The following is a 25,891-nucleotide window of genomic DNA, read 5'->3' as shown; positions in this document are numbered from 1 at the left end:
GGGTTCCGGCCGGACACGCTCCGGCGAGAGGCGACGGATTGCCGGGCCGGTGCAGCGGCCCTAGCGTTACTCCCTGACTACGGAACGATACAAGGGACGCCCCCATGGCCTCACGTCGTGCCTTCCTCACCTGCGCCATCTGCAGCGCGGCCGGTCTCATCGCCACTGGCGTGGAGCCGGCGCAGGCCCAGGGCGTCCAGCGCAAGACGGTCAGCACCATCGACTATCCGGGCGATGGCAAAATCTCCATCCTGATGACGCTGGAGGCGCCGGAGGGCACGGTGATCGCCCGCCACACGCATCCCGGCATCGAATCCTCGGTGGTGACGGAAGGCGAGCTGGAGCTGGAGATCCAGGGCCAGCCGGCAAAGCGCTTCGTCGCCGGCGAGGGCTTCCAGGTGCCGCCGAACACCCCGCATGGTGGCAGGACGCTCAAGTACTGCCGCCTGGCCATCACCTATGTCGTGGAAAAGGACAAGCCGCTCGCCTCTCCGGCCTGAGGCGCCGGCGCGCCGCTCGCCCGGTCCGGGCACGGCGGCAGGGCCGGCTCACGGACGGGCATGGCGCCTTGGGGGCTGCATCCGGCCTGCGGGCCGCACCCCGCGGCGGGTCGGCGTTCGGATATGGCGCGATCCGCTGTAGTCTCCGCCGCATGCCCGATTTCTCGCTGGAGGCGGCAGCCGGCGGCCTGGTCGCGGGGGTGGACGAGGCCGGGGTCGGCCCGCTCGCCGGTCCTGTCCTCGCCGCCGCCGTGGCCTTCCCGAATGGCGTCCCGCCGCTCCTCGCCGCCCTGCTGGACGACAGCAAGCGCCTGAAGGCGGCGGCGCGCGGCGCCGCCTTCGCCGCCTTGCGGGAGGCTGCCGCGCGCGGCGAGGCGGAATGCGCCATCGCCGCCGCCTCCGCCGCCGAGATCGGCCGGCTGAACATCCTGCGCGCCACCCACCTTGCCATGGCACGGGCCGTGGCGCGGCTGCGCCTGGCGCCGGACCTCGCGCTGGTGGACGGCAACCGCCCGCCGCCCCTGCCCTGCCCGGTCCGCTGCGTGGTGGGCGGGGACGGGCTCAGCCTCTCGATCGCGGCCGCCTCCATCCTGGCCAAGGTCACGCGGGACCGCGCGATGGCGCGGCTCGACCCGCGCTGGCCGGCCTATGGCTTCGCCGCCCATGCGGGCTACCCCACCGCCCGGCACCGCGCGGCGCTGGCCGCGCATGGGCCCTGCCCGCACCACCGGCGGGGCTTCGCGCCGGTGGACCAGGCGGCGCTCACCCTCTGACGCCCCCCGCCGCCCCGCCGGGCCAGCCCCCTGCCTGGACCGGTCCGATACCAGCGGCATGAATGTCCCATTCACGCCGAGCGCCCGGACGGGCGCCGCCGCCTGTGCGGCGTAGCCAAGCTTTGCGGAGCAAACCGCCCGGCGATGGAGGGGCCGTTGATGCGCCACCATCAACGGCCGTCGGTATGAGTCCGCAAGAACACACACGCCAGGTCAGATGCCGAAGCCGCCCAGGCTTCGGTTGACCCGGCGACTCGGCACGGCGATGTTGGCGGGCAGTGGGGATTCGCGCCCCGATCGCACCGATCCGGGCCGCCCCGGCACAAGCGGAGGCCGGCGCGCAGCAATGGAATGAGGGACATCGTGGGGACCGGGCTCGATCTGCCGCTCGACCAGATCATGGTCGGGGACTGCATCGAATTGATGCGCCGGCTCCCGCCGGCCTCGGTCCATGCCATCTTCGCGGACCCGCCCTACAATCTCCAGCTCAAGGGCGACCTGCGCCGGCCCGATGACAGCCTGGTGGACGGGGTGGATGACGAGTGGGACCGCTTCGACGGCCTGCCGGCCTATGACGCCTTCACCCGCGCCTGGCTGACCGAGGCCCGGCGGGTGCTGCGCAAGGACGGCACCATCTGGGTGATCGGCAGCTACCACAACGTCTTCCGCCTCGGCGCCTCCTTGCAGGACCTGGGCTTCTGGGTGCTGAACGACATCATCTGGCGCAAGGCGAACCCGATGCCGAATTTCCGCGGGCGCCGCTTCACCAACGCGCATGAGACGCTGATCTGGGCTGCCCGCGGCCCCGAGAGCCGCTACCGCTTCAACTACGCCGCCATGAAGTCGCTGAACGAGGACCTGCAGATGCGCAGCGACTGGTTCATCCCGCTCTGCACCGGCGCCGAGCGGCTGCGCGACGAGAAGGGCGGCAAGCTGCACCCGACCCAGAAGCCGGAGGCGCTGCTGCACCGGGTGATCCTGAGCTGCACCATGCCCGGGGAGGTCATCCTCGACCCCTTCTTCGGCACCGGCACCACCGGCGCCGTGGCGCGCCGGCTCGGCCGCCGTTTCGTTGGACTGGAACGCGACCCCGCCTATGCCGAGGCCGCGGCGCAGCGCATCGCCGCCATCGAGCCGATCTCGGAAAGCGCCGCCCTGGTCACCGCCGGCAAGCGGGAACAGCCCCGCCTGCCCTTCGGCGCGCTGGTCGAGCGCGGGGTGATCCCGCCCGGCACCGTCCTGACCGACCGCGCCCGGCGCTGGAACGCGACCGTCGCAGCCGATGGCTCCATCCGCTGCGGCCGGGCGCAGGGCTCCATCCACCAGGTGGGCGCCGCGGTGCAGGACGCGCCGAGTTGCAATGGCTGGGCCTTCTGGCATGTCGAGCAGCCCGGCGGGAAGCTGCGGCTGCTGGATGAATACCGGGCGGAGATGCTCGGGACGCGCTGACCCGCGCCCCGGCGCCACCGCGCCCGCCATCATCGCGGCCGCCTCCCTGCACGGGAGAATCACCGGGCTGCCGGTCCTCGCGGGTGTCGAGACACGCCGCATCGGCTGCTTCGGTCGTGCCGCCGGGGCGGTTCACCGCAGCCGGTATGCCTCGCCCTCCCGCGCCGGCTCCGCCGCCGGGAGCCGCGCAGCCTGCCTCGGCTGTGCCGGTCCAGGCGCATCGCGCCGCCGCTGCAGGGCGGCGAGCAGCCGGCGCGTCGCCGCGGGCAGCATGAAGATCGGGAAGACGCTCATGGCGAGAACGAGCTCGACCCCGCGCCGCTCCGCGAGGAAGGGGGCCGCCGCCGCCCAGACCAGCGTGATGTTCCGGTTGCCGCTCACCAGCCCGACGGTCAGTGCGCGCGTCCGGTCCATGGCGCCGAACAGCAAGGCGCCCACGACCTGGAACCCGGCATTGGCGAGGAAGGCGAGGCCGAGGACCAGCGCGGCCGCTTGCGGTGTCGCGAGGATCTGCGCCTGCATGCCGCGCATGGCGCCGATGGCAACGAGCAGCAATCCGATGACGGCGATGCCGGTCATCGCATTCGGGTTGTCCACCACCCAGCGCCCGGCGAAGCGCCGCAGCAACCAAGCGGTGCCGGCCGCGCCGCCGACGATCACGCCAAGGCGGGCGGAGAGAAGGAGTGGGTCAATGGCCAGCGCCGCCCCGGCCAGCGCCGTCGAGAGCGCGGGCAGGTAGAAGGGCGCAGCCAGCGTCGCCGCAACCGTCGCCAGCAGCGCGAGCGGCGCGCTGAGACCGAGCATGGCGGCGATCGCCGCGGCGCTGCCGACCGGCGGCGCAAGAAAGCAGAGCAGGAAGCCGAGCGCCAGGTCCGGCTCCGGCCGCAGGACGAGCAGCAGGGCATAGGCGAGCAGCGGCACGCCGAAGCTTGCCCAGGCCAGGACCAGCAGCAGCCCGCGGCGGTCCGCCGCCTCGGCGCGGAAGGCAACGCCATCGACCTTGAGGAAAGCGCCGAGCGTGAAGACGAAGACCGCGAGGCCCATCAGTGGCCGCGCCAACTCCGCCAGCGGCGGCGCGACGAAGCCGATCAGCACGCCGCCGCAGAGCAGCGCCGGACCGTTCCGGCCGGCCAGGGCGAGAAGCCGGTTGCCGCCCCGGCTCATGGCGCATGCGGCCCGTTGGCGGCCGGCACGGGCAGGACGGCCGCCGCGCGCCGCGCCCTGGCCGCCTCCTCGCCGCAGGCGGCGGCCAGCCCGGTGGCGAGCCGCAGCTCGGACCGGGTCAGCGTCCCGGCGGCACGGCGCCAGAGCATGTACTGCACGAACTCGCCCTCCGTCAGCGCGTGCTCGATCTGCTCGACGGAGCAGACGCAAGAGCCAGCGCCGGCACCGGCGGGTGCCGCGTGGGGACGGCAGAAGGCGATCAGCGCCTCACCCGCCATGTCCGCGCGGGCGTCCGGCACGAGGAGGAGGGCGGCGAGCAGGGCGGGCGCGCGGCGGAGGGAACGGTGCCGGCCCCTCCCGACCGGGCGTGGCGCCTCCCTGCGCTTCGTCGCGCAGGACTCATCCGGGTCACGCCGCGCCATGGGCTCTGCCTCCACCAGGAACTGCCGGTGCCGTCCCTTGCCGGACGGCAGGCGGTGGCCGCAGGCTGCTGCGGCGCCACCGGAGGGCGCCGCGGGTCGGGATGGGCCGCCACCGGGCGGGCAATTCCGCGGAACGGCAGGGCGCGACGCATCCTTCGTTTGAGGGATGCAGCCGGAAACGACCGCGGCCTCGCGTGCTCGTCAGCCGCGGCGGGAGCGCGGCGCGAGGGCTGGCGCCGCATATCCTGCCCCCGCGTGACCTGCGCCGGCGTCAGGCCGGCGGCAGATCCGTCCGCAGCGGCGAGGCGAGGCTGAGGGTGCGGGCGATGAGTTCCGCCTGGCGGGCAGTGCCCGTCCGGCGGAACAGGTCTGCGAGGTGGGAACGCACCGTTGCGACCGAGACCCCGAGAATCCCGGCGATGTCCTCGGGTGCATGTCCCTGGGCGAGGAAGGCGAGCACCTGGACCTGCGCCGGCGTCAGCCCGAAGACCCGCGCGGCGATGGTGACCGGATTGCGCGTGTCCTCGCGCGGGGAGCGCAGGACGAGGAGCGTCGCACGTTCCTCCTGACCCAGCCGGTCCTCGGCCGCGAGATCAAGGGAGAGGGCGAAGAGCAGGTGCTCCTCGCCATTCTCCTCGGAAACGGGCGCCTCGATTCCGCCGGCGGTGCCTTCGCCGGCGCGGAGCAGCGCCCGCTCCGCCGCGTCGGTGGCGCCGCGGAGGCGTCCGTCCGGCCCGGTCCGCAGCACCCGGCCTGCCGCGAGCGCCGCCTCGGCCTGCGGGTTGGCATAGGTGACGCGGCGCTTGCCGTCGAGGATCAGCACCGCGGCATCGAGCCGCTCGAGCGCGGCGCGGTAGGTGCGGGCCGAGAGGCTCTGGTCGCCGAGCACGCGGGAGATCTCGACCGCGCGCCGGACATGCGGCGCGACGAGTTCGAGGCCGGCTGCCTCCTCCGCGGTGATGGGTGGTCGGTCCATCTGGGTGATGAGCAGCCAGTGGCCGGTGGCGTCGCCTTCGCGCATCAGCGCGAAGCCGATCATGTCGAGGTCGCCGCGCGGCGCCAGATACTCGCGGTAGAAGCGCGTGGCGCGCAGCTCCTCCAGGCCGTAGTCGCGCGAGGCGACCAGGGCGCGGTCGAAGGGCCAGACCATGCCGAGAGGCAGGATCGGGTTGATGGGGTTGTAGCGCGCCGCGTCCTGAGGGCTGAAATCGATGCCGTGGTCCACCACGATGGCCTTCATCGTGCCGCCGGGGCTGCCGATGCCGAGGAAGGCCCGGCGAGCGCCGATCATGCCGGCCAGCTCGGCCAGGACAAGCTCCCAGCGCTCCGGCCGCATCGCGCAGTCGTAGATGGCGCCGATCGTATCGCTCAGCAGTTCGGGATCGGTGAGCAGGCGCATGCAGGACCGGGCTCCTCTGTCGCCGGCGGAGGAGGGAGGCCAGCGGGGCGCCTACACCCTGCCCGGCTGCGGGCAGACCGGCTGCAGCCGGCGGCGCCTGGGCCAGGCTGCGCATTGGACGAGGACTCTTTCCGACGCCCGCTCGCGGTCAAGCGCGAGCGGGCGGCCATCCCCGGACTTGCAGCGGAATGTGATCCCAGGCCATGCCACCCGGCGCGCCCTGCGCCCGGGCGACAGGGCCCCGCGACGCCGCCGTGCTTGCGGCAGAAGGGGCACGCAAGCCCCGCCGCCGCCCAGCCCATACGCAGGGCCCGTCCGCTGCCGCGGCAGAGGGAGGCGCACGGGCGCGACGGCCGAACGGCCCGCTTGACCCGGGCGGGGCCCGACGCCGACCCTGGCCTGCCCCCCGGAAAGGCCCCCCATGACCCAGCGCATCCTGGTGCTGCTCGCCCACCCCGCGCGCCGGCGTTCCCGCGCCAATGCGGCGCTGCGCCGGGCGGCCGAGGGGATCGCGGACGTCACCCTGCACGACCTGTATGAGGCCTATCCGGATTTCCTGATCGATGTGGACCGGGAGCAGGCGCTGCTGCTGCGGCATGACGTCATCGTCTTCCAGCACCCGGTCTACTGGTATTCCTGCCCGGCCATCCTGAAGGAGTGGCAGGACCTGGTGCTGGAGCACGGCTTCGCCTATGGCCGGGCCGGCACCGCCCTGGCGGGCAAGGCGCTGCTGTCCGCCGTCACGGCCGGCGGCAGCGAGCCGGCCTATGGGCCGGAGGGGCTGAACCGCCACAGCCTCGTGGAATTCCTCCGCCCCTTCGAGGCGACGGCGCGGCTCTGCCGCATGCGCTGGCTGCCGCCCTTCATCCTGCACGGCACGCATCTGCTCGACGAAGCCGCCCTCGCGCGCCACGCCACCGCCTATCGCGCGCTGCTGGAAGGGCTGCGCGACGGGCCGGCCGGGGCGCGGCCCGCGCCGCCGCAGCACGCCCATGGGGGGGCTTGAGCCATGGGCGGCGGGTTGCTGGCGGAAGCCTTCGTCTATCTCTGCGCAGCGGTCGCGGCAGTGCCGATCGCCAGGCGGCTCGGCCTCGGCTCGGTGCTCGGCTACCTGCTGGCGGGCGTCGCCATCGGGCCGCATGGCCTTCGCCTCGCGGGCGAGCCCGAACGCGTCATGCATTTTGCCGAATTCGGCGTGGTGATGATGCTCTTCCTGGTGGGGCTGGAGCTGCGGCCGGCGCGGCTCTGGGCCATGCGCGGCCCGGTGCTGGGCGCGGGCGGGCTGCAGGTCGGGCTCACCGCGCTGGCCATCGCCGGCATCGGCCTCGCCTTCGGCTTCGACTGGCGCATGGCCCTCGCCGCCGGGCTGATCCTGGCCATGTCCTCCACCGCCATCGCGCTGCAGATCCTGGCGGAGCGCGGCCTGCTGCGGACCGGTGGTGGCGAGACCTCCTTCGCCGTGCTGCTCTTCCAGGATGTCGCGGTCATCCCGATCCTGACGGTGCTGCCGTTGCTGGCGGTGGCCCCGGCGGCGGGCGCGGAGGCCGCGCATGGCCATGGCGGCGGCTGGATCGATTCCCTGCCGCCCTGGGGCCAGGCGCTGGCGGTGCTCGGTGCCGTCGCCGCGGTGGTGCTGGGCGGCCGGCTGCTGACGCGCCCGGCCTTCCGCATGATCGCGGAGACGCGCCTGCGGGAGATCTTCACCGCCTCCGCCCTGCTGCTGGTGGTCGGCATCACCCTGCTGATGCAGGCGGTCGGCCTCTCCCCCGCGCTCGGCGCCTTCCTCGCCGGCGTGGTGCTGGCGGACAGCGAATTCCGGCACGAGCTCGAGAGCGACATCGAGCCCTTCAAGGGCCTTCTGCTCGGCCTGTTCTTCCTCTCGGTCGGGGCCGGGATCGATTTCGCGCAGGTGGCGGAGGCGCCGCTCACCGTCGCCGGCCTCGTCCTGCTGCTGGTCGCGGTGAAGGCCGCCGTGCTGGCCGGCCTCGGCCTCGCCGCGCGCCGGCCGAGGCCGGAGGTGCTGCTGACCGCCATGGTGCTCTCCCAGGGCGGCGAGTTCGCCTTCGTGCTGCTGGCCTTCTCCGTCCAGAACGGCGTGATGCCGCCCGCCGAGGCCAGCCTGCTGGTCTCCGTCGTCGCCCTCTCCATGGCGGTGACGCCGCTGCTGATGCTCGGCCATGGGCGCCTGGCCGACCGGCTGGCCAGCGCGGCGCTGCCGCCTGAGCCGGACGCGATCGAGCCGCAGGGCAGCGTGGTGATCGCGGGCTTCGGCCGCTTCGGCCAGATCGTCGGCCGGCTGCTGCTGGCGCAGGGCCATGCCGTGACGGTGCTGGACCATGACATGGAGACGATCGAGCAGCTCCGCCGCTTCGGCTTCCGCGTCTTCTACGGCGATGCCTCCCGCCCCGAGCTGCTGCACGCGGCCGGCGCCGGGGAAGCGGCGCTGGTAGTGGTGGCGACCGATGCGAAGGAGACGACGGACAGCATCGTCGGCACGGTGCGCCGGCATTTCCCACAGGCCCAGCTGCTGGCCCGCGCCACCGATCGCGTGCATGCCTATGAGCTGATGGAAGCCGGCGCGCATCTGGTGGTGCGGGAGACCTTCGGCTCCGCCCTGGAGATGGGGGTGGAGGCGCTGCGCCGCCTCGGCATGCCGGCCTATGAGGCCGAGCGCGCCGGGCGGATCTTCCGCCGCCACGATCTGCGGGTGCTGGAGCGCCTGGCCGCGCTGCGCGGCAGCGATGACGGCAGCTACAGCCTGGCGATGCGGGAGGCCTCGGAGCAGCTGGTGGCGGTGCTGGAGCGCGACCGGGCGCGCGGGCGGACTGCCCTCGATGATGGTTGGGACACCGGCAGCCTGGTGGAGGAGGCGCGGCAGCGGGCGGCGGAGCGGGACGCGGCCGCCTCGGGCTGAAGCCGGACGGTCAGGACCTGCGCGCCGTGGGCATCGCGCGGCCTGTCACGGCGGCGGGCGGCCCGGCACTCTGCGCAACCGCGGCGGCGCGCCCGCGTCAACCTCCCTGCGGGACGGCATGCGCGCCGGTGCGCCGACCCGTTGCGGGGCAGTCGCCTTGTCACACCTGCGCGTGTATGCGCATGAATGCTTTTCCGCCGTCGCTGACCATGAACCATGGCGACCGCACCTTGGGTTTGGGGGTATGGCTGCCTTCGAAGAGACGGGCGCATCGAACGGAAGTGCGCCGGCATCACCGGCGGACCGGCAAGAGGAGGACCGGCTGGCGGCGCTGCACCGCTACCGCATCCTCGACACGCCGGAGGAAGAACCCTTCAACCGCGTGGCGATGCTCGCCTGCGATCTCCTGCGCGTGGAGATCGCGCTCATCTCCCTCGTCGATGACACGCGGCAATGGTTCAAGGCCCGTATCGGCATCGACGTGCAGCAGACCCCGCGCTCCTGCGCCTTCTGCGCCCATGCCATCTGGAGCGATCCGGAGGAGGTCTTCGTGGTGCCGGACGCGACCCGGGATCCCCGCTTCGCCGACAACCCGCTGGTGACCGGGGAGCCGCATGTCCGCTTCTATGCCGGCGCGCCCATGCGCACGCCGGACGGCTTCGCCCTGGGCACTGTCTGCGTCATCGGCACCACGCCCCGGCCCGATGGCATCTCCGCGCATGAGCGGCGCTGGCTCACCGCCCTCGCCGGCCTAGCGATGGACGAGCTGGAGTTGCGCCTGCAGGCGCGCCGCGCCCGGGAGGCGGCGGAGGCCGAGGCCCGGCTGCGCCGCGCCCAGGAGGCGGCCGGGGTCGTCGCCTTCGAGGCCAGTTCCGCCGCCGGCCACCACAATGCCCTGCGCGGCGCGCTGCGGCGCCTGCTCGGCCTCAGCGACGGGGCGCCGCTGGAGCTGCACGGCCGGCCGGCGATTGCCCATCCGGAGGAACGGCCGCGGCTGGAGGAGGCGGCGCGGCGCCTGGCGGCCGAGGGCGGCGCGCTGCTGGAGGAGTTCCGGGTCACCATGCCGGACGGCGCCGTGCTCTGGGCGCAGATCCGTGGGGAGGTGCAGCGCGGCAGCGCGGAGGACCCGGCGGCCTGGCGGGTTTCCGGCCTGCTGCGGGACGTGACGGAGCGGCGCCGCGCGGATGAGCGGCAGGTGCTGATGACGCGCGAGTTGGACCACCGGGCGAAGAATGCGCTGGCGGTGGTGCTGGCGGCGCTGCGTCTGACCCCGGCCGAGGACCCGCGCGCCTATGCCTCCGCGGTCGAGGGGCGGGTGGCGGCCCTGGCCCGCGCCCATACGCTGCTGACCGAGCGGCGCTGGGCCGGCGCCGATCTGCGCGACCTGGTCTGCGGCGAGTTGCGGTCCTTCCTGACGCCGGCGGCCCCGGGGGAGCCGCCGCGCGCGCAGGTCGCCGGCCCCCCGGTGATGCTCGCGGCGCAGGCGGCGCAGCCGCTCTCGATGGCGTTGCATGAACTGGCCACGAATGCGATCAAGCACGGCGCCCTGTCCGTGCCGCAGGGGCGGGTCGCGGTGACCTGGTCCATCGCGCCGGAGGATGGGGCGCTGCGGCTGCGCTGGGCCGAGAGCGAGGGGCCGGAGATCGCCGGCCCGCCGCAGCGGCCGGGCTTTGGCTCCCGCGTCATGCGGGGCACCATCACGGACCAGCTCGGCGGCCGGATCGACTGGCAATGGGCGCCGGCCGGGCTGATCTGCGAGCTGAGCCTGCCGGCGGCCCGCATCTTTGCCGATGCCACGGTGCCGGCAGGCCACCGGGCGGCATGAGCCACGGCCGGGGCCGGGTTTCCCCCGCGATCCGCTGCCGCGCCGTCCCTGGCGGCCGCGGCCCCGCCGGCAGGCTGGCCGGCGACCCGGTGGGTAGCGGCTGGCCCACAGGCCCGGACGCCGATCCGCCGCCGGTTCTTGAGCTGAGCGCGCTCGGCCTCGTCCCGGCCCACCCAGGCGCCGCTACAGCCCGCAATGGACCTTGGTCTTCGCGCCTCCGGTCGCGCATCGCCTGCGGCGATCCTTGCTATCCCTTCCGCCGCGCCGCCACCTGCGCGCGGTAGTCCAGGATCCGCTGCTTCAGCCCCGGCCGCGCCGCGCTGCGCACCAGCGCGGCGAGGTCCGCGTCATCCTCGGCCTGCGTGGTCCGGCGATGCAGGGCGGCGACCGTCGCGGGATCGAGCCGCGCCGCCTCCGCCGCGGCACGGGCGATCTCGGGCGCGATGTCCTCCGGCGGCAGCACGGCGGTGGCGAGGCCGGCCATGACGGCGGCCTCCGCCGTCATCTCGCGGCCGGAGAGCAGCACCTCCCTTGCCCGGTCCCGCCCGACCAGCGCCGCCAGCCGCGCCGTGCCGAGCACCAGTCCGAAGGCGGGGCCGGGAAAGGCGAAGCTCGCCCCCGCCGCGGCGATCCGCCGGTCGCAGACGGCGAAGAGGTCGGCACCGGCGCCGAAAGTGCGGCCCGTCGCGACCGCGAGGGTCGTCACCGGCGCGGCGTGGATGCGCTGGAGCAGCGCCTCGATCCGCACCACCCGCAGCAGCAGGTCGCCATCCGAGAGGCTCTCGAGATCCGTCAGGTCGAAGCCGGTGCAGAAATGCCGCCCTTCCCCGCGCAGCACGAGAAGCCGCGCGCCATGCGCGACCGCACGCTCGAAGGCCTCGCCGAGCGCCTCGACCAGATCGGGGCCGAGGGCATTGCCGCGCTCCGGCCGGTTCAGGCTGAGCGTCGCCACGCCATCGGCGCGGCTGGCGAGCACCAGGCTCATGCCGGCACCCCGGTGCCATCGCCGCGCCTCGCCATCCGTCCCCTCCCTTATCCTGCCCGCCGGGCAGCATGCGGCCTGACCGGGCGAAGGGATAGGGCGGAACGCGGCGGGCCGGGAACGACCGGAGGCGTGCCCCCGCTCTTCGGCCGATGGCCCGGAGCGGATCGCGGAGGGGCATGGACAGCCGGCGGCGGTGACGCTGCCCGGCAGGGAATGGCCTGCGCCGGGCCGGCGCCCGGTAGCGGCTGCCCTCCGCCCCGGGCCAGACAGGCGCGGGCGGGCGCCTGGAAGGAAGGGACCGCCCATGGCGGCGTGCCGAGGGGCATGCCGCACCGCACACCGATTGTGGGGATCATCCGGTCCGCCGGAGAATATCTAGCTTCCTCATTATTCGTGGGCGTCCTACCCTTGCCGGATGCGGGACGGGTCCACCCTCGCCCATACCCAGTGGCGGCTCGGCATCCTCATCGCGCAGATCGCGCGGCGATGGCGCGCGCGCCTCGATCAGCGGATCGCGGAGTTCGGCCTGACCGAGGCGCGCTGGCTGGCCCTGCTCTCCATCTCCCGCGGCGGCGAGGGGATGACGCAGAAGGATCTCGCCGCCCGGCTGCTGATCGAGGGGCCGACCCTGGTCCGCACCCTGGACTGGCTGGAGGGCGAGGGGCTGGTCGAGCGGCGGGAAGCCGCCCATGACCGGCGCGCCAAGACTCTGCACCTCACCGGGAAGGCCCGCCCGCTGATCCACCGAATCGAGGCGGCGGCGACCGGCGTGCGGGCCGAGATCCTGGCCGGCATCCCGGAGGCGGAACTCGCCACCTGCCTCGCGGTGCTGGAGCGGGTGGCGACCGGCCTCGCCGTGCCGAGCCCCCCGCCGCCGGCGGAGGAGGCCAGGGAGGCGTACCGGCCGGACTCGGGCTGATCGCGGCGACGGCCGGGCCGGCGCGCCGCGGCGGCGCATCACGGCCCCGGGCGCCCGGACTGCTCATCCCTGGCCTGCGGCCGATGGTGGGCTGAGCAGATCGCGGACGGGCGTGAACGCCTGGGAGCGTGAATCTGCTCTGCAAGCAATGGTCTACAGCGGATTGGCGTTCAATTCTGAACGCAATCCGCTGTAGGCGCCCGGCGCGGCCCTTGGCATCCGTGCCGGAGGGGACCGGGACGCGCCGCGCGGATCAGCAGCCGGCGCGCATCCGCCCCGGATTCAGGATCCCCTTCGGGTCGAGCACCGCCTTCACCCGGCGCCCGATCGCGGCAAGCGGCGCCGGCTCCTCGGGCAGCACGGCGACTGCGGCGCGCAGCGGCTCCGGCGCGCGGAACAGGGTGAAGCTGCCGCCGGCGGCCCCGGCCGCGGCAACCACCCTGGCATGCGCCTCTGGCGTCGCCGGCCCGGCCAGCCAGACCAGACCGCCGCCCCAATCGAGCAGCACCTTGTCGAGGCCGGCGGCGGCGGCCACGCTCGGCCCCGCAGTCGGCTTCACCGAGACGCGCCAGACCGCCTCCTCCGGCGCGGCGCCGAGCGGCCCGGCCTCCCGCACCGCGGCCCAGAGGGCGCGGCTCTCCTCATGCTCGATGCGGGAGACCTCGCCCATCGCGGCGAGGTCCGCGCGGAGGCGCCCGATGCGGTAGTCGACGGACTCGGCGAAATCCTCGATGCGCAGCAGGGCGAGCGGGCCGGGCCGCCCGGCCGTGCCATCCTGCGTACCCTGGGGCAGCAGCGCCGCGCCGGAGACGCCGAAGGGGCTGCAGAGCCCGGCCGAGAGCACCCGCACCCCGGCCGCGAGGTCCGCCACGCGCACCGCCAGGGTGCCGGAAGCGGCCGGCGCGGGCAGAACCCGCAGCGTCACCTCGGTGAGGACGCCGAGCGTGCCATAGGCCCCGGTCAGCAATTTGCAGAGATCGAGCCCGGTGACGTTCTTCAGCACCCGCCCGCCGCTGCGGAACACCTCGCCGGTGCCGGTGACGGCGCGGATGCCCATGACGTGGTCGCGCATTGCGCCGCCCGTGATGCGGCGCGGGCCCGAGAGGTTGGTCGAGACCAGCCCGCCGATGGTCGGCGGGCGCTCCGCCCCGAACAGGGCGGAGAGGGCCGGCGGCTCGGCGATCAGGTGCTGGCCCTTTTCCGCCAGCGCCGACTCGATCTCCGGCAGCGGCGTGCCCGCGCGCGCGGAGATGATCAGCTCCTGCGGCCGGTAGAGCGTGATGCCGGAGAGGCCGCGCGTCGAGAGCGTGCGCGCCGCCTGCACCGGTCGCAGCAGGGCGCGCCTGGTGCCGTTGCCCTCGATGGCGAGCGGCTCGCCCGCCCCGGAGGCAGCCGCGATCGCGGCGGCGAGGTCGGCCTCGCTCGCCGGCGTCAGGACCTGGCCGCTCATGCCGCCTGCTGCAGGCCAGGGTTGTCCTCCAGCGGGAAGACCTTGGCGGGGTTCAGCAGCCAGTCGGGATCGAAGGCCCCCTTGATGGCGCGCTGCAGCCGCAACTCATCGCGGGTGAACTGCACATTCATCAGGTCGCGCTTCTCGACGCCGACGCCGTGCTCGCCGGTCAGGCAGCCGCCGACCTCGACGCAGAGCTTCAGGATGTCGGCGCCGAAGGCCTCCGCCCGGCGGAAGCTCTCGGGGTCGTTGGCGTCGAACATGATGAGCGGGTGCAGGTTGCCGTCGCCGGCATGGAAGACATTGGCGACCTGCAGGCCGTACTGCGTGCTCATCTCGCCAATGCGCTTCAGTACATGCGGCAATTCGCTGGTCGGGATGGTGCCGTCCATGCAGAGGTAATCGGGGCTGATCCGGCCGACCGCGCCGAAGGCGCCCTTGCGCCCCTTCCAGATCGCCATGCTCTCCTCGGCGGTCTGGGCGACCTTCAGGCTGATCGGGTCGAAGCGGCTGCAGATGTCCTTCAGCTTGCCGAGCAGCATGTCCTGCTCCTCGGTGCTGCCCTCGACCTCGATGATCAGCAGCGCCTCGGCATCCAGCGGGTAGCCGGCATGGGCGAAGGCCTCGCAGGCATGGATGCAGGGCTTGTCCATGAACTCCAGCGCCACGGGGATGATGCCGGAGCCGATGATGGCATCGACCGCGGCGCCCGCGATCTCCGTGCCCTTGAAGGCGGCGAGCATGGCGCGCTGGCCCTCGGCGGCGCGCAGGATGCGCACCGTCACCTCGGTGATGATGGCGAGCTGCCCCTCGCTGCCCGTCAGCAGCCCCATCCAGTCATAGCCCGCTGCATCCAGGTGACTGCCACCGACCTCCAGGATCTCGCCTTCGATGGTGACGAGCTTCAGGCCGAGCAGGTTGTTGGCGGTGACGCCGTATTTCAGGCAATGCGCCCCGCCCGAGTTCATGTTGACATTGCCGCCGATCATGCAGGCGAGCTGGCTGGACGGATCGGGCGCGTAGAAGAAGCCGTCGCCCGCGACATGGTTGGTGATGCCGAGATTGGTGACCCCGGCCTCCACCACCGCGAGGCGGTTCTCGTAATCCACTTCCAGGATGCGGTTCATGCGCATCAGGCCGATGACGACCGCATCCGCCAGCGGCAGGGCACCGCCCGAGAGGCTGGTGCCGGCGCCGCGCGGGATCACCCGGATGCCGTTCCGGTGGCAGTAGCGCAGCACGGCCGCCACCTCCTCGGTGGTCTGCGGCAGCACCACGGCGAGCGGCGGCTGGCGGTAGGCCGAGAGGCCGTCCGTCTCATAGGGCTTGAGGCGGAGCGGCTCACCGATTACGGCCTCGCCCAGCGGGCCGCCCGGGACCAGGCGGCGGAGGTCGGCGATGATCTCCTCGCGGCGGGCCATCACCGCCTGCTTCGGCTCGGGCAGCCTGATCACGTCCGTCTCTCCTGACCACAGCGAATCCTGGGCGGAAAATGGGCCGGACCGCCCCGCCCGGCAAGCGGCGCGCTTGCCCTGCCCCGGCGGCGCGGGCAGTTTCCGGCGGATTGCGAGTTCTGGAGATGCGCTTGTTCCGCTTCCGCCCCGCGCTGCTCGCCGCAGCGCTGACGCCTGGCCTGATTGCCACCCTGCCCGCCGCCGCGCAGATCCGCGAGGGCCTCTATGAGGTGGAGGGGACCAACCCGGATGGCAGCACCTATGAGGGGCGGTTCCTCCTGCAGGCCGGCCCCGCCGCGAGCTGGGTGGCGCGCTGGCAGGTCGGGGACGAGCAGGTCATCGGGCTCGGCCTGATCCAGGGCGGCGTGCTCGCCGTCTCCTTCGTGATCGACGGGCGGCCGGGCATCGCGGTCTTCGATGTGGAGCCGGACGGCCGGCTGCGCGGCAGCTGGACCACGGGCGGCGGCATGGGCACGGAAAGGCTGACGCCGCGCTGAGCCGCCGGGCATGGCCAGGGCGGGCCCCTCCCCGGCCTGGCGGTGCGGCCGCGCGGGGCCAGCGCCCGCCCGGATGCCTCGCCGCTCGCGGCCCGGGCGCGCCGCCCCGGCGATCGGGCGCAGCGCAACCCTGCCCTGACAACAGCGTGCTACCGCGCATCGGCGGGCAGGGAGGAGCGCGATCCCCTGTCCCCCGGGACTTCGCCCGGAAGCGCCTTCGGCCGCGGCGGAGGGGAATCGGCGGACTGCCCCATGCCGGCGACCGGACAGCCGCACAAACGCGGAAACCCGCCGCGGCGAAGCCGGCGGCGGGTGCGCGAACCCGATCGGACCCGCCCCAGGGGGCGGGCGTGGCGTCTCAGCCCTGGCGGGCCTTCAGCCGGGGGTTCTTCTTGTTCAGCACGTACAGACGGCCGCGGCGGCGCACCACCACGCAGTTCTTGTCGCGCGTCTTCGCGGTCTTGAGGCTGTTGCGGATCTTCATCTTGGCGGACCTTCGAGAGGCGGCGCGTGTAGGGAAAGGCGGGCGTGCTGTCAACCGTTGGCGCTATCCGGCGGCTGTCTTGCGGCCCTCCTCTGCCGCCAGCCGCAGGAACCCGTCCCGGGTCTGCGGCAGCCTGCGGCCCAGGATCTGCTCCGCCACCTGGGTCCGCAGCACCTGCGCCGTGCCGCCGGCGATCGCGAACATCCGGGCGTCGCGCAGATAGCGCTCCATCGGGTTGTCCCGGCTGTAGCCGGCGGCGCCCCAGACCTGCAGCGCCTGGTTGGTGACGCGGATCGCCATGTCGGCGGCCATGACCTTGGCCTGGGCGGCGGCCAGCCGGTCCGGGAAGCCGTTCGGCCCGGCAGAGCGGGCGGCCCGCCAGATCAGGGCGCGGGAGGCTTCCAGTTCGATCGACATGTCGGCCAGCATCCAGGCGAGGCCCTGGAATTCCGCGATCGGGCGGCCGAATTGCCGGCGCGCCTGGGCCCGCGCCAGGGCGTGGTCATAGGCCCCGGCGGCGAGGCCGAGCGCGACCGTCGCGGCGCCGACGCGCTGGCCGTTATAGGCATCCATCAGCCGGCCGAAGCCGCGCGCCCAGCCGCCCGGCGGGCGCAGCACCATGGAATCGGGCACAACCAGGCCGCGCAGCGCCACATCCGCCTCCGGCATGCCGCGGAGGCCGAGGGACGGGATGCGGCGCGCCTCCATGCCGGCCGGCATCCCCTCCCCCTCCCGCACCACGATGAAGCCGCCGATGCCCTTCTCCTCGCCATCCTCGACGGCGCGGGCGAAGACGAGGTGGAGGCGGGAGACGCCGCCGCCGGTGATCCAGGTCTTGTCGCCGTCGATCACCCAGGTCTCGCCGCGCCGCACCGCGCGCGTGCGCATCTCGGTCGCGGCGGAGCCCGCCTCCGGCTCGGTGATCAGGATGGCGGGCTTGTCGCCGGCCAGCACCAGCCCGGCGGCGATGCGCTTCTGCGCCTCGGTCCCATAGGCCATGATGGCGCCGATCGCGCCCATATTGGCCTCCACCGCGACGCGGCCGCAGACGGCGCAGGCCTTCGAGAATTCCTCGATGACCAGGACGGCATCCATATAGGAGAGGCCGGAGCCGCCCCATTCCCGCGGGATGGTCAGGCCGAGGAAGCCGGCCTCCGTCATGCGGCGGACCATCGGCCAGGGATACTGCTCCGTCCGGTCGGTCCCGGCGGCCTGCGCCGCGGCCTCCCGCGCCAGTTCCCGCGCGCGGTCGCGCAGCCTCGCCTGTTCCGGCGTCAGCCCGTCCATCCTGTCACTCCCTCCCCAGGGAGTTCCCGGTTACCCGCCGCGCACGGCCGCCGCAATGGCCGGCGCCAGGCCGCGGAATTCCGCGGCGCGCGGACTCCGCGGGCGCCAGGCGAGCGCCAGGCTGCGGCCTGGCGCTGCCTCCACCCCGTCGGCATTCTCGAGTGGCCGAACCTCCACCCTCGTCCCGGCCAGCACGCCGCCCTCCACCGCGAGACGCGGCACCAGGGTCACGCCCAGGCCGCTGGCGACCATCTGCACCAGGGTATGGAGGGAGGTGGCGGCAAAACCCTCCTCGGGCGGCAGGGCGCCATGCGGCAGGCCGCAGGCCTCCAGCGCATGTTCCCTGAGGCAATGCCCGTCCTCCAGCAGCAGCAAGCGCTCCGCCGCCAGCGCGCCGGCCGGCACGCGGTCCCGCGCCGCCAGCCGGTGCCCGGCCGGCAGGGCGGCCAGGAAGGGGTCGTCCGTGAGAGCCAGCGTCTCCGCCTCCCCGCAGGCGCAGGGCAGCGCCAGCAGCAGCAGGTCCAGCCGGCCGGCTTCGAGCTGCGCCACAAGGCGCTCCGTGTGGTCCTCCCGCAGCCAGAGGCGCAGGCGCGGGAAGCCATCCCGCAGCGCCGGCATCAGCCGCGGCAGCAGGAAGGGGCCGATGGTCGGGATGACGCCGAGGCGCAGCGGGCCGGCAAGCGGGTCGCGCGCCGCGGCCGCGGTCTCCGCCACCGCCCCCAGCGCCGCCAGCGCCTCCCGGGCGCGCGCGACCACCTCAAGGCCGAGCGGGGTGAAGACCGGGCGCTTGGCCGCGCCGCGCTCCAGCAGCCCGGCATCGAGCTGCCGCTCGAGCGCGATGATGCCGGCCGAAAGGGTGGATTGCGTCACCGCGCACGCCACCGCCGCCCGGCCGAAATGGCCATGGTCGGCGAGCGCGAGGAGGTAGCGGAGCTGCTGCGGCGAAGGGAGGGGTGTCATCGGCCTCGGTCGGAACCCGGCTGCCGGCTCCGTACCATGGCGGTCGATGCTGCACCACGGAAGGCGCCGCCGGAGGACAAGGCGGCATTCCGCATCGCAACATCGCGAAGGCGCGACACGTACTGGCCGATACTTAATCGATCATCTCGATCGAAACTCAGAAAACTATTCATTGGAAACGGGAGCGGCACAGCCCCATACATGCTGCATCGCAGCACGGCCCCGGCCGCGCCGCGAGCGAAGGGTCCATTGCATCAACCAACCCAGGGGACAGACCGCATGCTGACCGTTGGCGACAAATTCCCGGCCTTCAAGCTGACCGCCGTGAAGGGCGGGGCGGAGGGCCTCGGCGGCCCGGGCAAGTCCTTCACCGAGATCTCCTCGGACTCCGATGCCGGCAAGTGGAAGGTCGTCTTCTTCTGGCCGAAGGACTTCACCTTCGTCTGCCCGACCGAGATCGCGGCCTTCGGCAAGCTGGCCGGCGAGTTCGCCGACCGCGACACCGTGGTCTATGGCGTCTCCACGGACAGCGAGTTCGTGCACCTGAACTGGCGCGTCTACAACGATGACATCCGCGACCTGCCGATCCCGATGCTGGCGGATGTGAAGCGCGAGCTGTCCGAGGGCCTCGGCATCCTCGACAAGAATGCCGGCGTCCCGCTGCGCGCGACCTTCATCGTCGATCCGGACGGCACCATCCAGTGGGCCTCGGTGAACGGCCTCAATGTCGGCCGCAATCCGCAGGAAGTGCTGCGCGTGCTGGACGCGCTGCAGACCGATGAGCTTTGCCCCTGCAACTGGGAGAAGGGCAAGGAGGTCCTGAAGCCGCAGGAACTGTTCGAGAAGGCGGCCTGAGTTCGGGCCGGCCGCAGGGGTAGCCGCCACGCCGGTTCCCATCGCAGCCTTGCTGCGATGGGGTCCCGGCCAACCCTGCTTGCGCGGCCGAAAAGGACGCAAGCAGTCCCCATTGCCGTTGCCGCGCAATGTCAACGCGAACCCGGCAGCCCCCTTGGAGCAGATCGCGGACGGGCGTGAACGCCCGGGAACGTGACCCGGCCCGAAACACAAGGAGCGACGGCGGACAGGCGTCCAGAGATGAACGCGATCCGCCGTAGCCCCGCGCTCTCCCGTGCCGCCGGCGCGGGAGAGGGTGGGCCGAGCGGATGCAGGCGCGCCCCGCATCCGCTCCGCCCACCTCGACAATCAGAGCAACGGAAGGAGCCCGCCATGTCGCTCGACGCCCTGCGCAACGCCCTGCCCGACTACGCCAAGGACCAGAAGCTGAACCTCGGCAGCCTCTCGACCGAGCCGGTGCTGAACGAGCAGCAGCGCGCCGGCTGCTTCATCGCCTCGGCGCTGGCCAGCCGCAACGCCACGGTCATCGGGGCGATCGTCGGCGAGTTCGGGCCGAAGCTGAGCCCGGAGGCGCTGACCGCCGCCAAGGCCGCGGCCAGCATCATGGGCATGAACAACATCTACTACCGCTTCACCCACCTGGTGCATGGCGACTACGCCCAGATGCCGGCGAAGCTGCGCATGAACGTCATGGCGAAGCCCGGCGTGGACAAGGCGGATTTCGAGCTCTGGTCGCTCGCCGTCTCCGCCATCAATGGCTGCGGCATGTGCATGGAGGCGCATGAGAAGGTTGTCCTCCAGCACGGCATGACGAAGGAGATGGTGCAGGCCGCGGTCCGCATCGCCTCGGTGGTGCATGCGACGGCCGTGACGCTCGACGCCGAGGCGGCGCTCGCCGCCTGATCTTCACCCGGCCTTCACCCGGCCCCGGCATGGTCCCCCCTTCTCGGACCAGGCGGGCGGCGGGCGAATGGACGGCAAGGGGCAGGCGAGGCGGGTGACGGACCGGGAGCGGTTCCTGACCTTCGCCCTCGCCGCGGCCGAGATCCTGCTGGAGGTGACACCCGAGGGGCGCGTCCTCTTCGCCGCCGGGGCGCTGCAGAGCCGCCTCGGCAGCCCGGCCGAGGCCTGGGTCGGCCGCCGGGTGCGCGACATGCTGGCACAACCGGACCGGGCGGCCTTCGACCTCGCCTTCGCCGGCCTGCTGGCGCGCGACCGGCTGCCCCCTACCCGCTTCCGGCTCGCCGATGCCGCCAGCACGCCGATGTCCTGCTCCGGCTTGCGGCTCTTCGGCCAGGAGGCGGGGCAGCTCTGCCTCACCCTCGCCGCCATGCCGGCCAGCCCGGCCACGGCACCGCCCCAGTCCGGCCCCGCCGCCCTGCGCGATGCGGCCGAGCTGGCGGCACGGGAGGGCGGGGCCGGAAGCACGCTCGGGCTTATCGAATTGCGCGGCGCCGACGGCCCCCTTGCCCCGCCGCCTGAGATCGCCGCCCAGATCCGGGATACCATCTCCGCCGCCCTCAGCCCCGACGGCGTCGCGGGGGAACTGGCCGCCGGCCGCTACGGGCTGATCTCGCAGGAGGAGCCCGATCTCGCCACGCTCGGCGCCCGCATCGCCGCGCTGGCGGGGGAGGCCGCCTCGGTCGCCACCCGCAGCCTGCCGCTGCAGGCGGCTGGGCTGACGCCCATGCAGGCCTCCCGCGCGCTGCGCCATGCGCTCGCCAGCTTCACCCGCGACGGGCCGGAGGCGCTGGACCAGGCCGGCTTTGCCGATGGCCTCTCCGGCTTCGTCGCGGAAGCCTGTGCCCGCGCCGTCTGGCTGCGCCGCGCCATCACCGAACGCCGCTTCCGCATGGCCTTCCAGCCGATCGTCGGACTCGCCGACCGCATGCCCCACCACTGGGAGGCGCTGCTGCGGCCGGAGCCGGACGCGGCGGCGCCGGTCAGCGGCGTGCAGGAGTTCATCACCTTCGCCGAGACCGCGGGCCTGTCGGAGGAGCTGGACTGGGCGGTGCTCGCCGCGGTCTGCGCCGCCGCCCGCACCGCGCGCGGCAGCCGCATCGCCGCCAACCTGTCGGGCCTCACGCTGCAGAGCCCGGACTTCCGGGAGAAGCTGCTGGCCCTGCTGGATGCCGAGCCGCTGCTGTCCCACCGCCTGCTGGTCGAGATCACCGAGACCGCCGAGATCGAGAACGAGGCCGAGGCGGTCCGCACGGTGGAGGCGCTGCGCGAGCGCGGCCTGCCGCTCTGCATCGATGATTTCGGCGCCGGCGCCGCGGCCTTCCGCTATCTGCGCGCCTTCCGGGTGGACTATGTGAAGATCGACGGGCTCTATGTGACGGCGGCGGGGCGCAGCGCGCAGGACCGCGGCATCGTGGCCGGCATGGTGGAGCTGGCCCGCACCGTCGGCGCCCGGGTGGTCGCCGAGCGGATCGAGACCGAGGCGGAAGCCAGGCTGATGCAGGAGCTGGGCGTGGACTACGGCCAGGGCTGGCTGTTCGGGCGGCCCGGCCCCCTGCCCGGCAGCGGTTGACCGGGCCGCGCGCCCGGCGTCCCATCATCCCGGGCCGCCCCGCATGGCATCGTCGCGCCTCCGCCCCTGCCCACCCCTGGCGGGCAGGCCAGGCAGGCTCGGGCGGGCGCCGCCGGCCCGGAGGGGAGGAAGGCGATGACCGACCGCAGTTGCCAGCCGCCGGACCCGCACACGCATGTGCCGCGCCACCGCCTGCCGCCCGGCGCCTGCGATGCGCATTGCCATGTTTTCGGCCCGGCCGGCCGCTACCCCTATGCGCCGGGGCGCGCCTATACCCCGCCCGACGCGCCGGTCGAGGAATTGCGGCGCGTCCATCGGACCATCGGCGTCGAGCGCGCGGTGATCGTGCAGGCGAGCTGCCATGGCACCGACAACACCGCGATGCTGGACGCGATCGCCGCCTCGGGCGGGGCGTATCGCGGCATCGCCATCCTCGATGCCGGCGTGACCGATGACGAGCTGGCGCGGCTGCATGCGGGCGGCATCCGCGGCGTGCGGTTCAACTTCGTCCGCCATCTCGGCGGTGCCCCCGACCTCGATGTGTTCGATGCCGTGCTCGGGCGGATCGAGCGGCTCGGCTGGCATGTGGTGCTGCACCTGGATGCCGAGGACATCCTGGAGCACGCGGCGCGGATCGGCCGGCTGCGGGTGCCCTTCGTCATCGACCATATGGGCCGGGTGAAGGCGAAGGGGGGCCTCGGCCAGGCGCCCTTCCGGCAGCTTCTGCGCCTCATGCAGAACCCTCTCGCCTGGGTGAAGGTGTGCGGGGCGGAGCGCGTCTCCTCGGCAGGCAGGCCCTTCACCGATGCCGTGCCCTTCGCCGCTGCGCTGATCGAGGCGGCGCCGGAGCGGGTGCTCTGGGGCACCGATTGGCCGCACCCGAACATCAGCGGCGACATGCCGAATGACGGCGACCTCGTGGACCTCTTCGCGCTGTTCACGGCGGATGCGGGGCTGCGGCGGCAGGTGCTGGTGGAGAACCCGACGCGGCTCTACTGGAGGTGATAGCTCAGGCCCACTCCGCCCGCAGATAGCGGTACCCCTCCCCCTCCCGCAGGATGTGGCCCGCCGCCGGGAAGGGGAAATGATAGCCGATCACCCGGATGCGGTCGGCCGCCACCATGTCCAGCACGCGGCGGCGCGTCGCCTCGGCGGCGGCCGGGTCGAAATCGAACACCGCATGCAGGCCGGGGCGGCGGGCGAAGAGCTCCGGCCGATGCGTGGTGTCGGCCAGGATCATCGCCTGCTCCCCGTCATCCGCGACGCGGAAGATGCAGTGGCCCGGGCTGTGGCCGTGCGCGGCGATCGCATGGATGCCGGGAGAGACCTCCGCCCCTGGCGCGAAGCGGCGCAGCCGCGCCTGGTAGGGGGCGAAGCGGCGGGCGACATTGGCGAAATTCGCCCGCTGGCCCTGCGGGCTGCGGCTCTCGTTGCCGGGGTCGCTCCACCAGGCCCATTCGGGCTCGGCCACCGCCACCTCGGCATTCGGGAAGACCGCGGTGCCGTCCCGCGTGGTGAGGCCGTGGATGTGGTCCTGGTGGCAATGGGTGATCACCACCAGCCCGACCCGTGCCGGGTCCAGCCCGGCCGCCGCCATGTTCGGCGCCAGCAGCCCGGCGGTCGGCGCCATCTGGCCGCCGGTGCCGGCATCGAAGGCGATCAGCAGCCGCCCGGTATCGACGAAGGTGACGGTGTAGGGGCCGTCATAGGTGGTGGTGGGCAGGAAGCTCCCGGCGAGCGTCGCCTGCACCTCCGGCAGCGGGACGTTGCGGACCAGGCCGTCCACCTGGCGGCGGTTGAAGCCGTCGAAGACGGTGGTGACGGTGAAGCCGCCGATCCGGAAGCGGTACCAGCCCGGCGCCTGCGGCACGGCGGCAGGCGATGTGGTGGGCGCTGGCGCCTGGGCGGCGGCCCGGCCGATGAGGGCGGGGGCTGCGGGCGCGGCGGCGAGCGTCGCGCGGCGGGTGGTCTCCATGAGGCATCCTCCCCGGGGTCTTGCGGGGAGGATGCGCCGGGGGCCGGGGGTCACGCCACCCGGTGCGGCGGCTCCGTGCCCTTGATCAGCACGGCATCCAGGTTCTCCAGCGCCCGGTGGCCCATGGCGTCGCGGGTCTCGATCGTGGCGCTGCCCAGATGCGGCAGCAGGGCCACGTTCTCCAGCGTCAGATAGCCCGGGTTCACCTTCGGCTCGCCGTCATAGACGTCGAGGCCGGCGGCGCGGATATGGCCGGACCTGAGCGCGGCGATGAGGCTCTCGTCATGGACCGAGACGCCGCGGCCGCTGTTCACCACCAGCGCGCCCTTCTTCATCCGGGCGATGCGCGCGGCATTCAGCCAGTGGCGGTTCGCCTCCCCGCCCGGGACATGCATCGACAGGATGTCGATGGTGGACAGGAAGCTGTCCTCGTTGTCGTGATAGATGGCGCCCTGCTCGATCTCGGGCGGCAGCTTCTGGATGTCGCGGTAGTGGATCTCCATGCGGAAGCCGCGGGCCATGTTGGCCAGCTCCCGCCCGATCCGGCCGAAGCCGAGGATGCCGAGCTTCTTGCCCTCCAGCGTCACGCCCATGAGCTGGGTCGGCGCCCAGCCCTTCCACTGGCCGGCGCGGACCATCCGCTCCCCCTCCCCGGCGCGGCGGGCGGCCATGAGCATGAGGGTGAAGGCGCATTCGGCGGTGGCGAAGGAGAGGACCTCCGGCGTGTTCACCACCACGATGCCGCGCGCCTTCGCAGCAGCGGTGTCGATATGGTCGAAGCCGACGGAAAAGGTGGCGATGACCTTCACGCTCTCCGGCAGGGCCTTGATGCAGGCCGCGTCGAACTGGTCGCCGGCGGCGCCCAGGATACCCTCCGCCTTGATCTCGGTGGCACGCCTGGCGATCTCGGCGCCCTTGGTGGACCAGTTCTCGTCCTGCGGGTTCAGGCGGGCGTCGTAGTCGCGCGCGGCGCGGGCCTCGATCGCCTCGGGCAGCTTGCGGGTGACGAGCAGGATCGGCTTGGCCATGGGGGACATCTCCTTCTTGCGGCCCCTTTACCAGCGCAGTCCCGGCTTGCCAGCCCGACGGGTGCCAAACTCACGGAAATAGGGGGGGTGGCGGGGGCATACCTCCCCCCGGCTTCTTGCCTTGTTGGTTGGCCGGGGGCACCGTCGCCCCCCTGAATCGGAGGGGAGACCGGTCGCATGGATCTCGGGTTGAAGGGCCGCAGGGCCCTGGTGATGGGCGGAACCAAGGGCCTCGGCCGGTCGATCGCCGATGCGCTGGCGGCCGAGGGGGCCGCGGTGGTGATCAGCGGCCGCGACCAGGGCCGGCTGGACCAGGCGGCAGCGGAGCTGAAGGCGAAGGGCGCGGCCTCGGCCGCGGGCGTGGTCGCCGACGTGGCCCGCAGCGAGGACATGGACCGGCTGGCCGATGCGGCGGTGGCCGCCATGGGTGGGGTCGATATCCTGGTGCTGAACCATGGTGGCCCGCCCCCCTGCTCGGCCTCCCAGATCACCGAGGAGGCGCTGCTGGAGTGGTTCCAGCACATCGTCGTCTCCCCCATCCGCATCACCAACCGGCTGCTGCCGGCGATGCGGCAGCAGGGCTGGGGCCGGGTGATCGTGGTGGGCAGCACCGGCATGCAGCACCCGATCCCGACGCTGGCGCTGTCCAACACGCTGCGGGCCTCGATCTGGGGCTGGCTGAAGACCCTCTCGGGCGAGGTGGCGAAGGACGGGGTGACGATGAACGTCCTCGCCCCCGGCACCATCCAGACCGACCGGGTGACCCAGACCACCACGGCGCGCGCCAAGCAGAAGGGCGTCTCCTTCGAGGAGGCGCTGGCCGAGGCGGCCGCCGAGATCCCGGCCGGGCGGCTCGGCACGCCGGACGACTACGGCCCGATGGGGGCCTTCCTGGCCAGCGACAAGGGCGCCTACATCACCGGTAGCATGATCCGCGTGGATGGCGGCCGCGTGCGCGGGATGGTCTGAAAATGGGCAGGCCGCGGGCGGCCGCCCGCGGCCACCGCCTGATCCGGCC

General features: G+C 73.2%; 24 protein-coding genes. 13 read left to right on the top strand and 11 right to left on the bottom strand.

Annotated features, from left to right (window positions below; genetic code table 11):
* The first annotated feature begins 104 nt into the window (after positions 1-104).
* From LHA35_RS10475 to LHA35_RS10465, 3 genes are all read left to right on the top strand, one after another.
* The gene (locus tag LHA35_RS10475) at positions 105-500 is read left to right on the top strand and encodes a cupin domain-containing protein (protein ID WP_226608046.1); all 396 of its coding nucleotides are present in this window, start codon (positions 105-107) and stop codon (positions 498-500) included.
* A gap of 152 nt (positions 501-652) precedes the next feature.
* Positions 653-1,273 carry a ribonuclease HII gene (locus LHA35_RS10470; RefSeq protein WP_226608039.1) on the top strand — a complete coding sequence of 207 codons (621 nt, stop codon included), beginning with the start codon at positions 653-655 and terminating at the stop codon, positions 1,271-1,273.
* A gap of 351 nt (positions 1,274-1,624) precedes the next feature.
* Positions 1,625-2,722, top strand: a complete 1,098-nt coding sequence (locus LHA35_RS10465; protein ID WP_226608037.1) for a site-specific DNA-methyltransferase — start codon at positions 1,625-1,627, stop codon at positions 2,720-2,722.
* 132 nt (positions 2,723-2,854) lie between these two features.
* Here LHA35_RS10465 and LHA35_RS10460 read toward each other — a convergent pair whose 3' ends face one another.
* From LHA35_RS10460 to LHA35_RS10450, 3 genes are all read right to left on the bottom strand, one after another.
* Positions 2,855-3,886, bottom strand: coding sequence for a hypothetical protein (locus LHA35_RS10460; RefSeq protein WP_226608036.1), 1,032 nt, complete (start codon positions 3,884-3,886; stop codon positions 2,855-2,857).
* Positions 3,883-4,308, bottom strand: a complete 426-nt coding sequence (locus LHA35_RS10455) for a hypothetical protein (protein ID WP_226608034.1) — start codon at positions 4,306-4,308, stop codon at positions 3,883-3,885. The genes LHA35_RS10460 and LHA35_RS10455 overlap by 4 nt, the downstream gene beginning before the upstream one ends.
* A gap of 271 nt (positions 4,309-4,579) precedes the next feature.
* On the bottom strand, positions 4,580-5,707 hold the full coding sequence (locus LHA35_RS10450) for a helix-turn-helix transcriptional regulator (protein ID WP_226608032.1): 1,128 nt from the start codon (positions 5,705-5,707) through the stop codon (positions 4,580-4,582).
* Positions 5,708-6,128: 421 nt separating this feature from the next.
* Between LHA35_RS10450 and kefF the strand changes: the two genes are divergently transcribed.
* The 3 genes from kefF to LHA35_RS10435 all read left to right on the top strand — a co-directional run bounded on the left by kefF (position 6,129) and on the right by LHA35_RS10435 (position 10,446).
* Positions 6,129-6,713 carry a glutathione-regulated potassium-efflux system oxidoreductase KefF gene (gene kefF / locus LHA35_RS10445; protein WP_226608025.1) on the top strand — a complete coding sequence of 195 codons (585 nt, stop codon included), beginning with the start codon at positions 6,129-6,131 and terminating at the stop codon, positions 6,711-6,713.
* A gap of 3 nt (positions 6,714-6,716) precedes the next feature.
* The gene (locus LHA35_RS10440) at positions 6,717-8,621 is read left to right on the top strand and encodes a monovalent cation:proton antiporter-2 (CPA2) family protein (RefSeq protein ID WP_226608023.1); all 1,905 of its coding nucleotides are present in this window, start codon (positions 6,717-6,719) and stop codon (positions 8,619-8,621) included.
* Positions 8,622-8,865: 244 nt separating this feature from the next.
* On the top strand, positions 8,866-10,446 hold the full coding sequence (locus tag LHA35_RS10435; protein ID WP_226608022.1) for an HWE histidine kinase domain-containing protein: 1,581 nt from the start codon (positions 8,866-8,868) through the stop codon (positions 10,444-10,446).
* Positions 10,447-10,693: 247 nt separating this feature from the next.
* On the opposite strand, the gene LHA35_RS10430 is transcribed toward LHA35_RS10435, so the two are convergent.
* On the bottom strand, positions 10,694-11,431 hold the full coding sequence (locus tag LHA35_RS10430; protein WP_226608020.1) for an enoyl-CoA hydratase/isomerase family protein: 738 nt from the start codon (positions 11,429-11,431) through the stop codon (positions 10,694-10,696).
* A 415-nt stretch (positions 11,432-11,846) separates the two neighbouring features.
* Here LHA35_RS10430 and LHA35_RS10425 point away from each other — a divergent pair, with 415 nt between their 5' ends.
* Positions 11,847-12,350: a MarR family transcriptional regulator gene (locus LHA35_RS10425; RefSeq protein WP_226608018.1), complete on the top strand. Its 504-nt coding sequence runs from the start codon at positions 11,847-11,849 to the stop codon at positions 12,348-12,350.
* 253 nt (positions 12,351-12,603) lie between these two features.
* On the opposite strand, the gene LHA35_RS10420 is transcribed toward LHA35_RS10425, so the two are convergent.
* Together LHA35_RS10420 and LHA35_RS10415 are read right to left on the bottom strand one after the other, a co-directional pair.
* Positions 12,604-13,800, bottom strand: coding sequence for an FAD-binding protein (locus LHA35_RS10420; protein WP_226608017.1), 1,197 nt, complete (start codon positions 13,798-13,800; stop codon positions 12,604-12,606).
* Complete coding sequence (locus LHA35_RS10415; RefSeq protein WP_226608016.1) at positions 13,797-15,254, bottom strand: FAD-linked oxidase C-terminal domain-containing protein; 1,458 nt, start codon at positions 15,252-15,254, stop codon at positions 13,797-13,799. The genes LHA35_RS10420 and LHA35_RS10415 overlap by 4 nt, the downstream gene beginning before the upstream one ends.
* A gap of 131 nt (positions 15,255-15,385) precedes the next feature.
* Here LHA35_RS10415 and LHA35_RS10410 point away from each other — a divergent pair, with 131 nt between their 5' ends.
* Entirely contained in the window at positions 15,386-15,751 is a 366-nt protein-coding gene (locus LHA35_RS10410; RefSeq protein WP_226608014.1) for a hypothetical protein, read from the top strand.
* Positions 15,752-16,109: 358 nt separating this feature from the next.
* Here the strand turns inward: LHA35_RS10410 and ykgO are convergent, their stop codons facing one another.
* From ykgO to LHA35_RS10395, 3 genes are all read right to left on the bottom strand, one after another.
* The gene (ykgO, locus tag LHA35_RS10405; RefSeq protein WP_043337704.1) at positions 16,110-16,235 is read right to left on the bottom strand and encodes a type B 50S ribosomal protein L36; all 126 of its coding nucleotides are present in this window, start codon (positions 16,233-16,235) and stop codon (positions 16,110-16,112) included.
* A gap of 63 nt (positions 16,236-16,298) precedes the next feature.
* Positions 16,299-17,522, bottom strand: coding sequence for a 3-sulfinopropanoyl-CoA desulfinase (gene acdA, locus LHA35_RS10400; RefSeq protein ID WP_264185468.1), 1,224 nt, complete (start codon positions 17,520-17,522; stop codon positions 16,299-16,301).
* Positions 17,523-17,552: 30 nt separating this feature from the next.
* A complete protein-coding gene (locus LHA35_RS10395; protein ID WP_226608013.1) occupies positions 17,553-18,482 on the bottom strand; it encodes a hydrogen peroxide-inducible genes activator in 930 nt (309 codons plus the stop codon).
* 279 nt (positions 18,483-18,761) lie between these two features.
* On the opposite strand from LHA35_RS10395, the gene LHA35_RS10390 reads away from it, so the two are divergent.
* From LHA35_RS10390 to LHA35_RS10375, 4 genes are all read left to right on the top strand, one after another.
* The gene (locus tag LHA35_RS10390; RefSeq protein ID WP_226608011.1) at positions 18,762-19,337 is read left to right on the top strand and encodes a peroxiredoxin; all 576 of its coding nucleotides are present in this window, start codon (positions 18,762-18,764) and stop codon (positions 19,335-19,337) included.
* Positions 19,338-19,709: 372 nt separating this feature from the next.
* Complete coding sequence (locus tag LHA35_RS10385) at positions 19,710-20,240, top strand: carboxymuconolactone decarboxylase family protein (protein WP_226608009.1); 531 nt, start codon at positions 19,710-19,712, stop codon at positions 20,238-20,240.
* Positions 20,241-20,307: 67 nt separating this feature from the next.
* Positions 20,308-21,870, top strand: a complete 1,563-nt coding sequence (locus LHA35_RS10380; protein WP_226608004.1) for an EAL domain-containing protein — start codon at positions 20,308-20,310, stop codon at positions 21,868-21,870.
* A gap of 135 nt (positions 21,871-22,005) precedes the next feature.
* On the top strand, positions 22,006-22,875 hold the full coding sequence (locus tag LHA35_RS10375; protein ID WP_226608003.1) for an amidohydrolase family protein: 870 nt from the start codon (positions 22,006-22,008) through the stop codon (positions 22,873-22,875).
* 4 nt (positions 22,876-22,879) lie between these two features.
* Here the strand turns inward: LHA35_RS10375 and LHA35_RS10370 are convergent, their stop codons facing one another.
* Complete coding sequence (locus LHA35_RS10370) at positions 22,880-23,845, bottom strand: MBL fold metallo-hydrolase (protein ID WP_226608002.1); 966 nt, start codon at positions 23,843-23,845, stop codon at positions 22,880-22,882.
* Between the two features lie 50 nt (positions 23,846-23,895).
* Positions 23,896-24,873, bottom strand: coding sequence for a 2-hydroxyacid dehydrogenase (locus LHA35_RS10365; RefSeq protein ID WP_226608001.1), 978 nt, complete (start codon positions 24,871-24,873; stop codon positions 23,896-23,898).
* 177 nt (positions 24,874-25,050) lie between these two features.
* Between LHA35_RS10365 and LHA35_RS10360 the strand changes: the two genes are divergently transcribed.
* Positions 25,051-25,842, top strand: coding sequence for an SDR family oxidoreductase (locus tag LHA35_RS10360; protein WP_226607999.1), 792 nt, complete (start codon positions 25,051-25,053; stop codon positions 25,840-25,842).
* The last annotated feature ends 49 nt before the right edge of the window (positions 25,843-25,891 follow it).

It is taken from the genome of Roseicella aerolata (assembly GCF_020523605.1).
Classification (GTDB): Bacteria; Pseudomonadota; Alphaproteobacteria; order Acetobacterales; family Acetobacteraceae; genus Paracraurococcus; species Paracraurococcus aerolatus.
This window is presented reverse-complemented; position numbering and strand designations above follow the sequence as displayed.

Excerpts from the sequence above, each read along its gene's own strand:
- LHA35_RS10475 (WP_226608046.1), top strand. The coding sequence starts at position 105 with ATGGCCTCACGTCGTGCCTTCCTCACCTGCGCCATCTGCAGCGCGGCC.
- LHA35_RS10470 (WP_226608039.1), top strand. The coding sequence starts at position 653 with ATGCCCGATTTCTCGCTGGAGGCGGCAGCCGGCGGCCTGGTCGCGGGG.
- LHA35_RS10465 (WP_226608037.1), top strand. The coding sequence starts at position 1,625 with ATGAGGGACATCGTGGGGACCGGGCTCGATCTGCCGCTCGACCAGATC.
- LHA35_RS10460 (WP_226608036.1), bottom strand. The coding sequence starts at position 3,886 with ATGAGCCGGGGCGGCAACCGGCTTCTCGCCCTGGCCGGCCGGAACGGT.
- LHA35_RS10455 (WP_226608034.1), bottom strand. The coding sequence starts at position 4,308 with ATGGCGCGGCGTGACCCGGATGAGTCCTGCGCGACGAAGCGCAGGGAG.
- LHA35_RS10450 (WP_226608032.1), bottom strand. The coding sequence starts at position 5,707 with ATGCGCCTGCTCACCGATCCCGAACTGCTGAGCGATACGATCGGCGCC.
- kefF (WP_226608025.1), top strand. The coding sequence starts at position 6,129 with ATGACCCAGCGCATCCTGGTGCTGCTCGCCCACCCCGCGCGCCGGCGT.
- LHA35_RS10440 (WP_226608023.1), top strand. The coding sequence starts at position 6,717 with ATGGGCGGCGGGTTGCTGGCGGAAGCCTTCGTCTATCTCTGCGCAGCG.
- LHA35_RS10435 (WP_226608022.1), top strand. The coding sequence starts at position 8,866 with ATGGCTGCCTTCGAAGAGACGGGCGCATCGAACGGAAGTGCGCCGGCA.
- LHA35_RS10430 (WP_226608020.1), bottom strand. The coding sequence starts at position 11,431 with ATGAGCCTGGTGCTCGCCAGCCGCGCCGATGGCGTGGCGACGCTCAGC.
- LHA35_RS10425 (WP_226608018.1), top strand. The coding sequence starts at position 11,847 with ATGCGGGACGGGTCCACCCTCGCCCATACCCAGTGGCGGCTCGGCATC.
- LHA35_RS10420 (WP_226608017.1), bottom strand. The coding sequence starts at position 13,800 with ATGAGCGGCCAGGTCCTGACGCCGGCGAGCGAGGCCGACCTCGCCGCC.
- ykgO (WP_043337704.1), bottom strand. The coding sequence starts at position 16,235 with ATGAAGATCCGCAACAGCCTCAAGACCGCGAAGACGCGCGACAAGAAC.
- acdA (WP_264185468.1), bottom strand. The coding sequence starts at position 17,522 with ATGGACGGGCTGACGCCGGAACAGGCGAGGCTGCGCGACCGCGCGCGG.
- LHA35_RS10395 (WP_226608013.1), bottom strand. The coding sequence starts at position 18,482 with ATGACACCCCTCCCTTCGCCGCAGCAGCTCCGCTACCTCCTCGCGCTC.
- LHA35_RS10390 (WP_226608011.1), top strand. The coding sequence starts at position 18,762 with ATGCTGACCGTTGGCGACAAATTCCCGGCCTTCAAGCTGACCGCCGTG.
- LHA35_RS10385 (WP_226608009.1), top strand. The coding sequence starts at position 19,710 with ATGTCGCTCGACGCCCTGCGCAACGCCCTGCCCGACTACGCCAAGGAC.
- LHA35_RS10380 (WP_226608004.1), top strand. The coding sequence starts at position 20,308 with ATGGACGGCAAGGGGCAGGCGAGGCGGGTGACGGACCGGGAGCGGTTC.
- LHA35_RS10375 (WP_226608003.1), top strand. The coding sequence starts at position 22,006 with ATGACCGACCGCAGTTGCCAGCCGCCGGACCCGCACACGCATGTGCCG.
- LHA35_RS10370 (WP_226608002.1), bottom strand. The coding sequence starts at position 23,845 with ATGGAGACCACCCGCCGCGCGACGCTCGCCGCCGCGCCCGCAGCCCCC.
- LHA35_RS10365 (WP_226608001.1), bottom strand. The coding sequence starts at position 24,873 with ATGGCCAAGCCGATCCTGCTCGTCACCCGCAAGCTGCCCGAGGCGATC.
- LHA35_RS10360 (WP_226607999.1), top strand. The coding sequence starts at position 25,051 with ATGGATCTCGGGTTGAAGGGCCGCAGGGCCCTGGTGATGGGCGGAACC.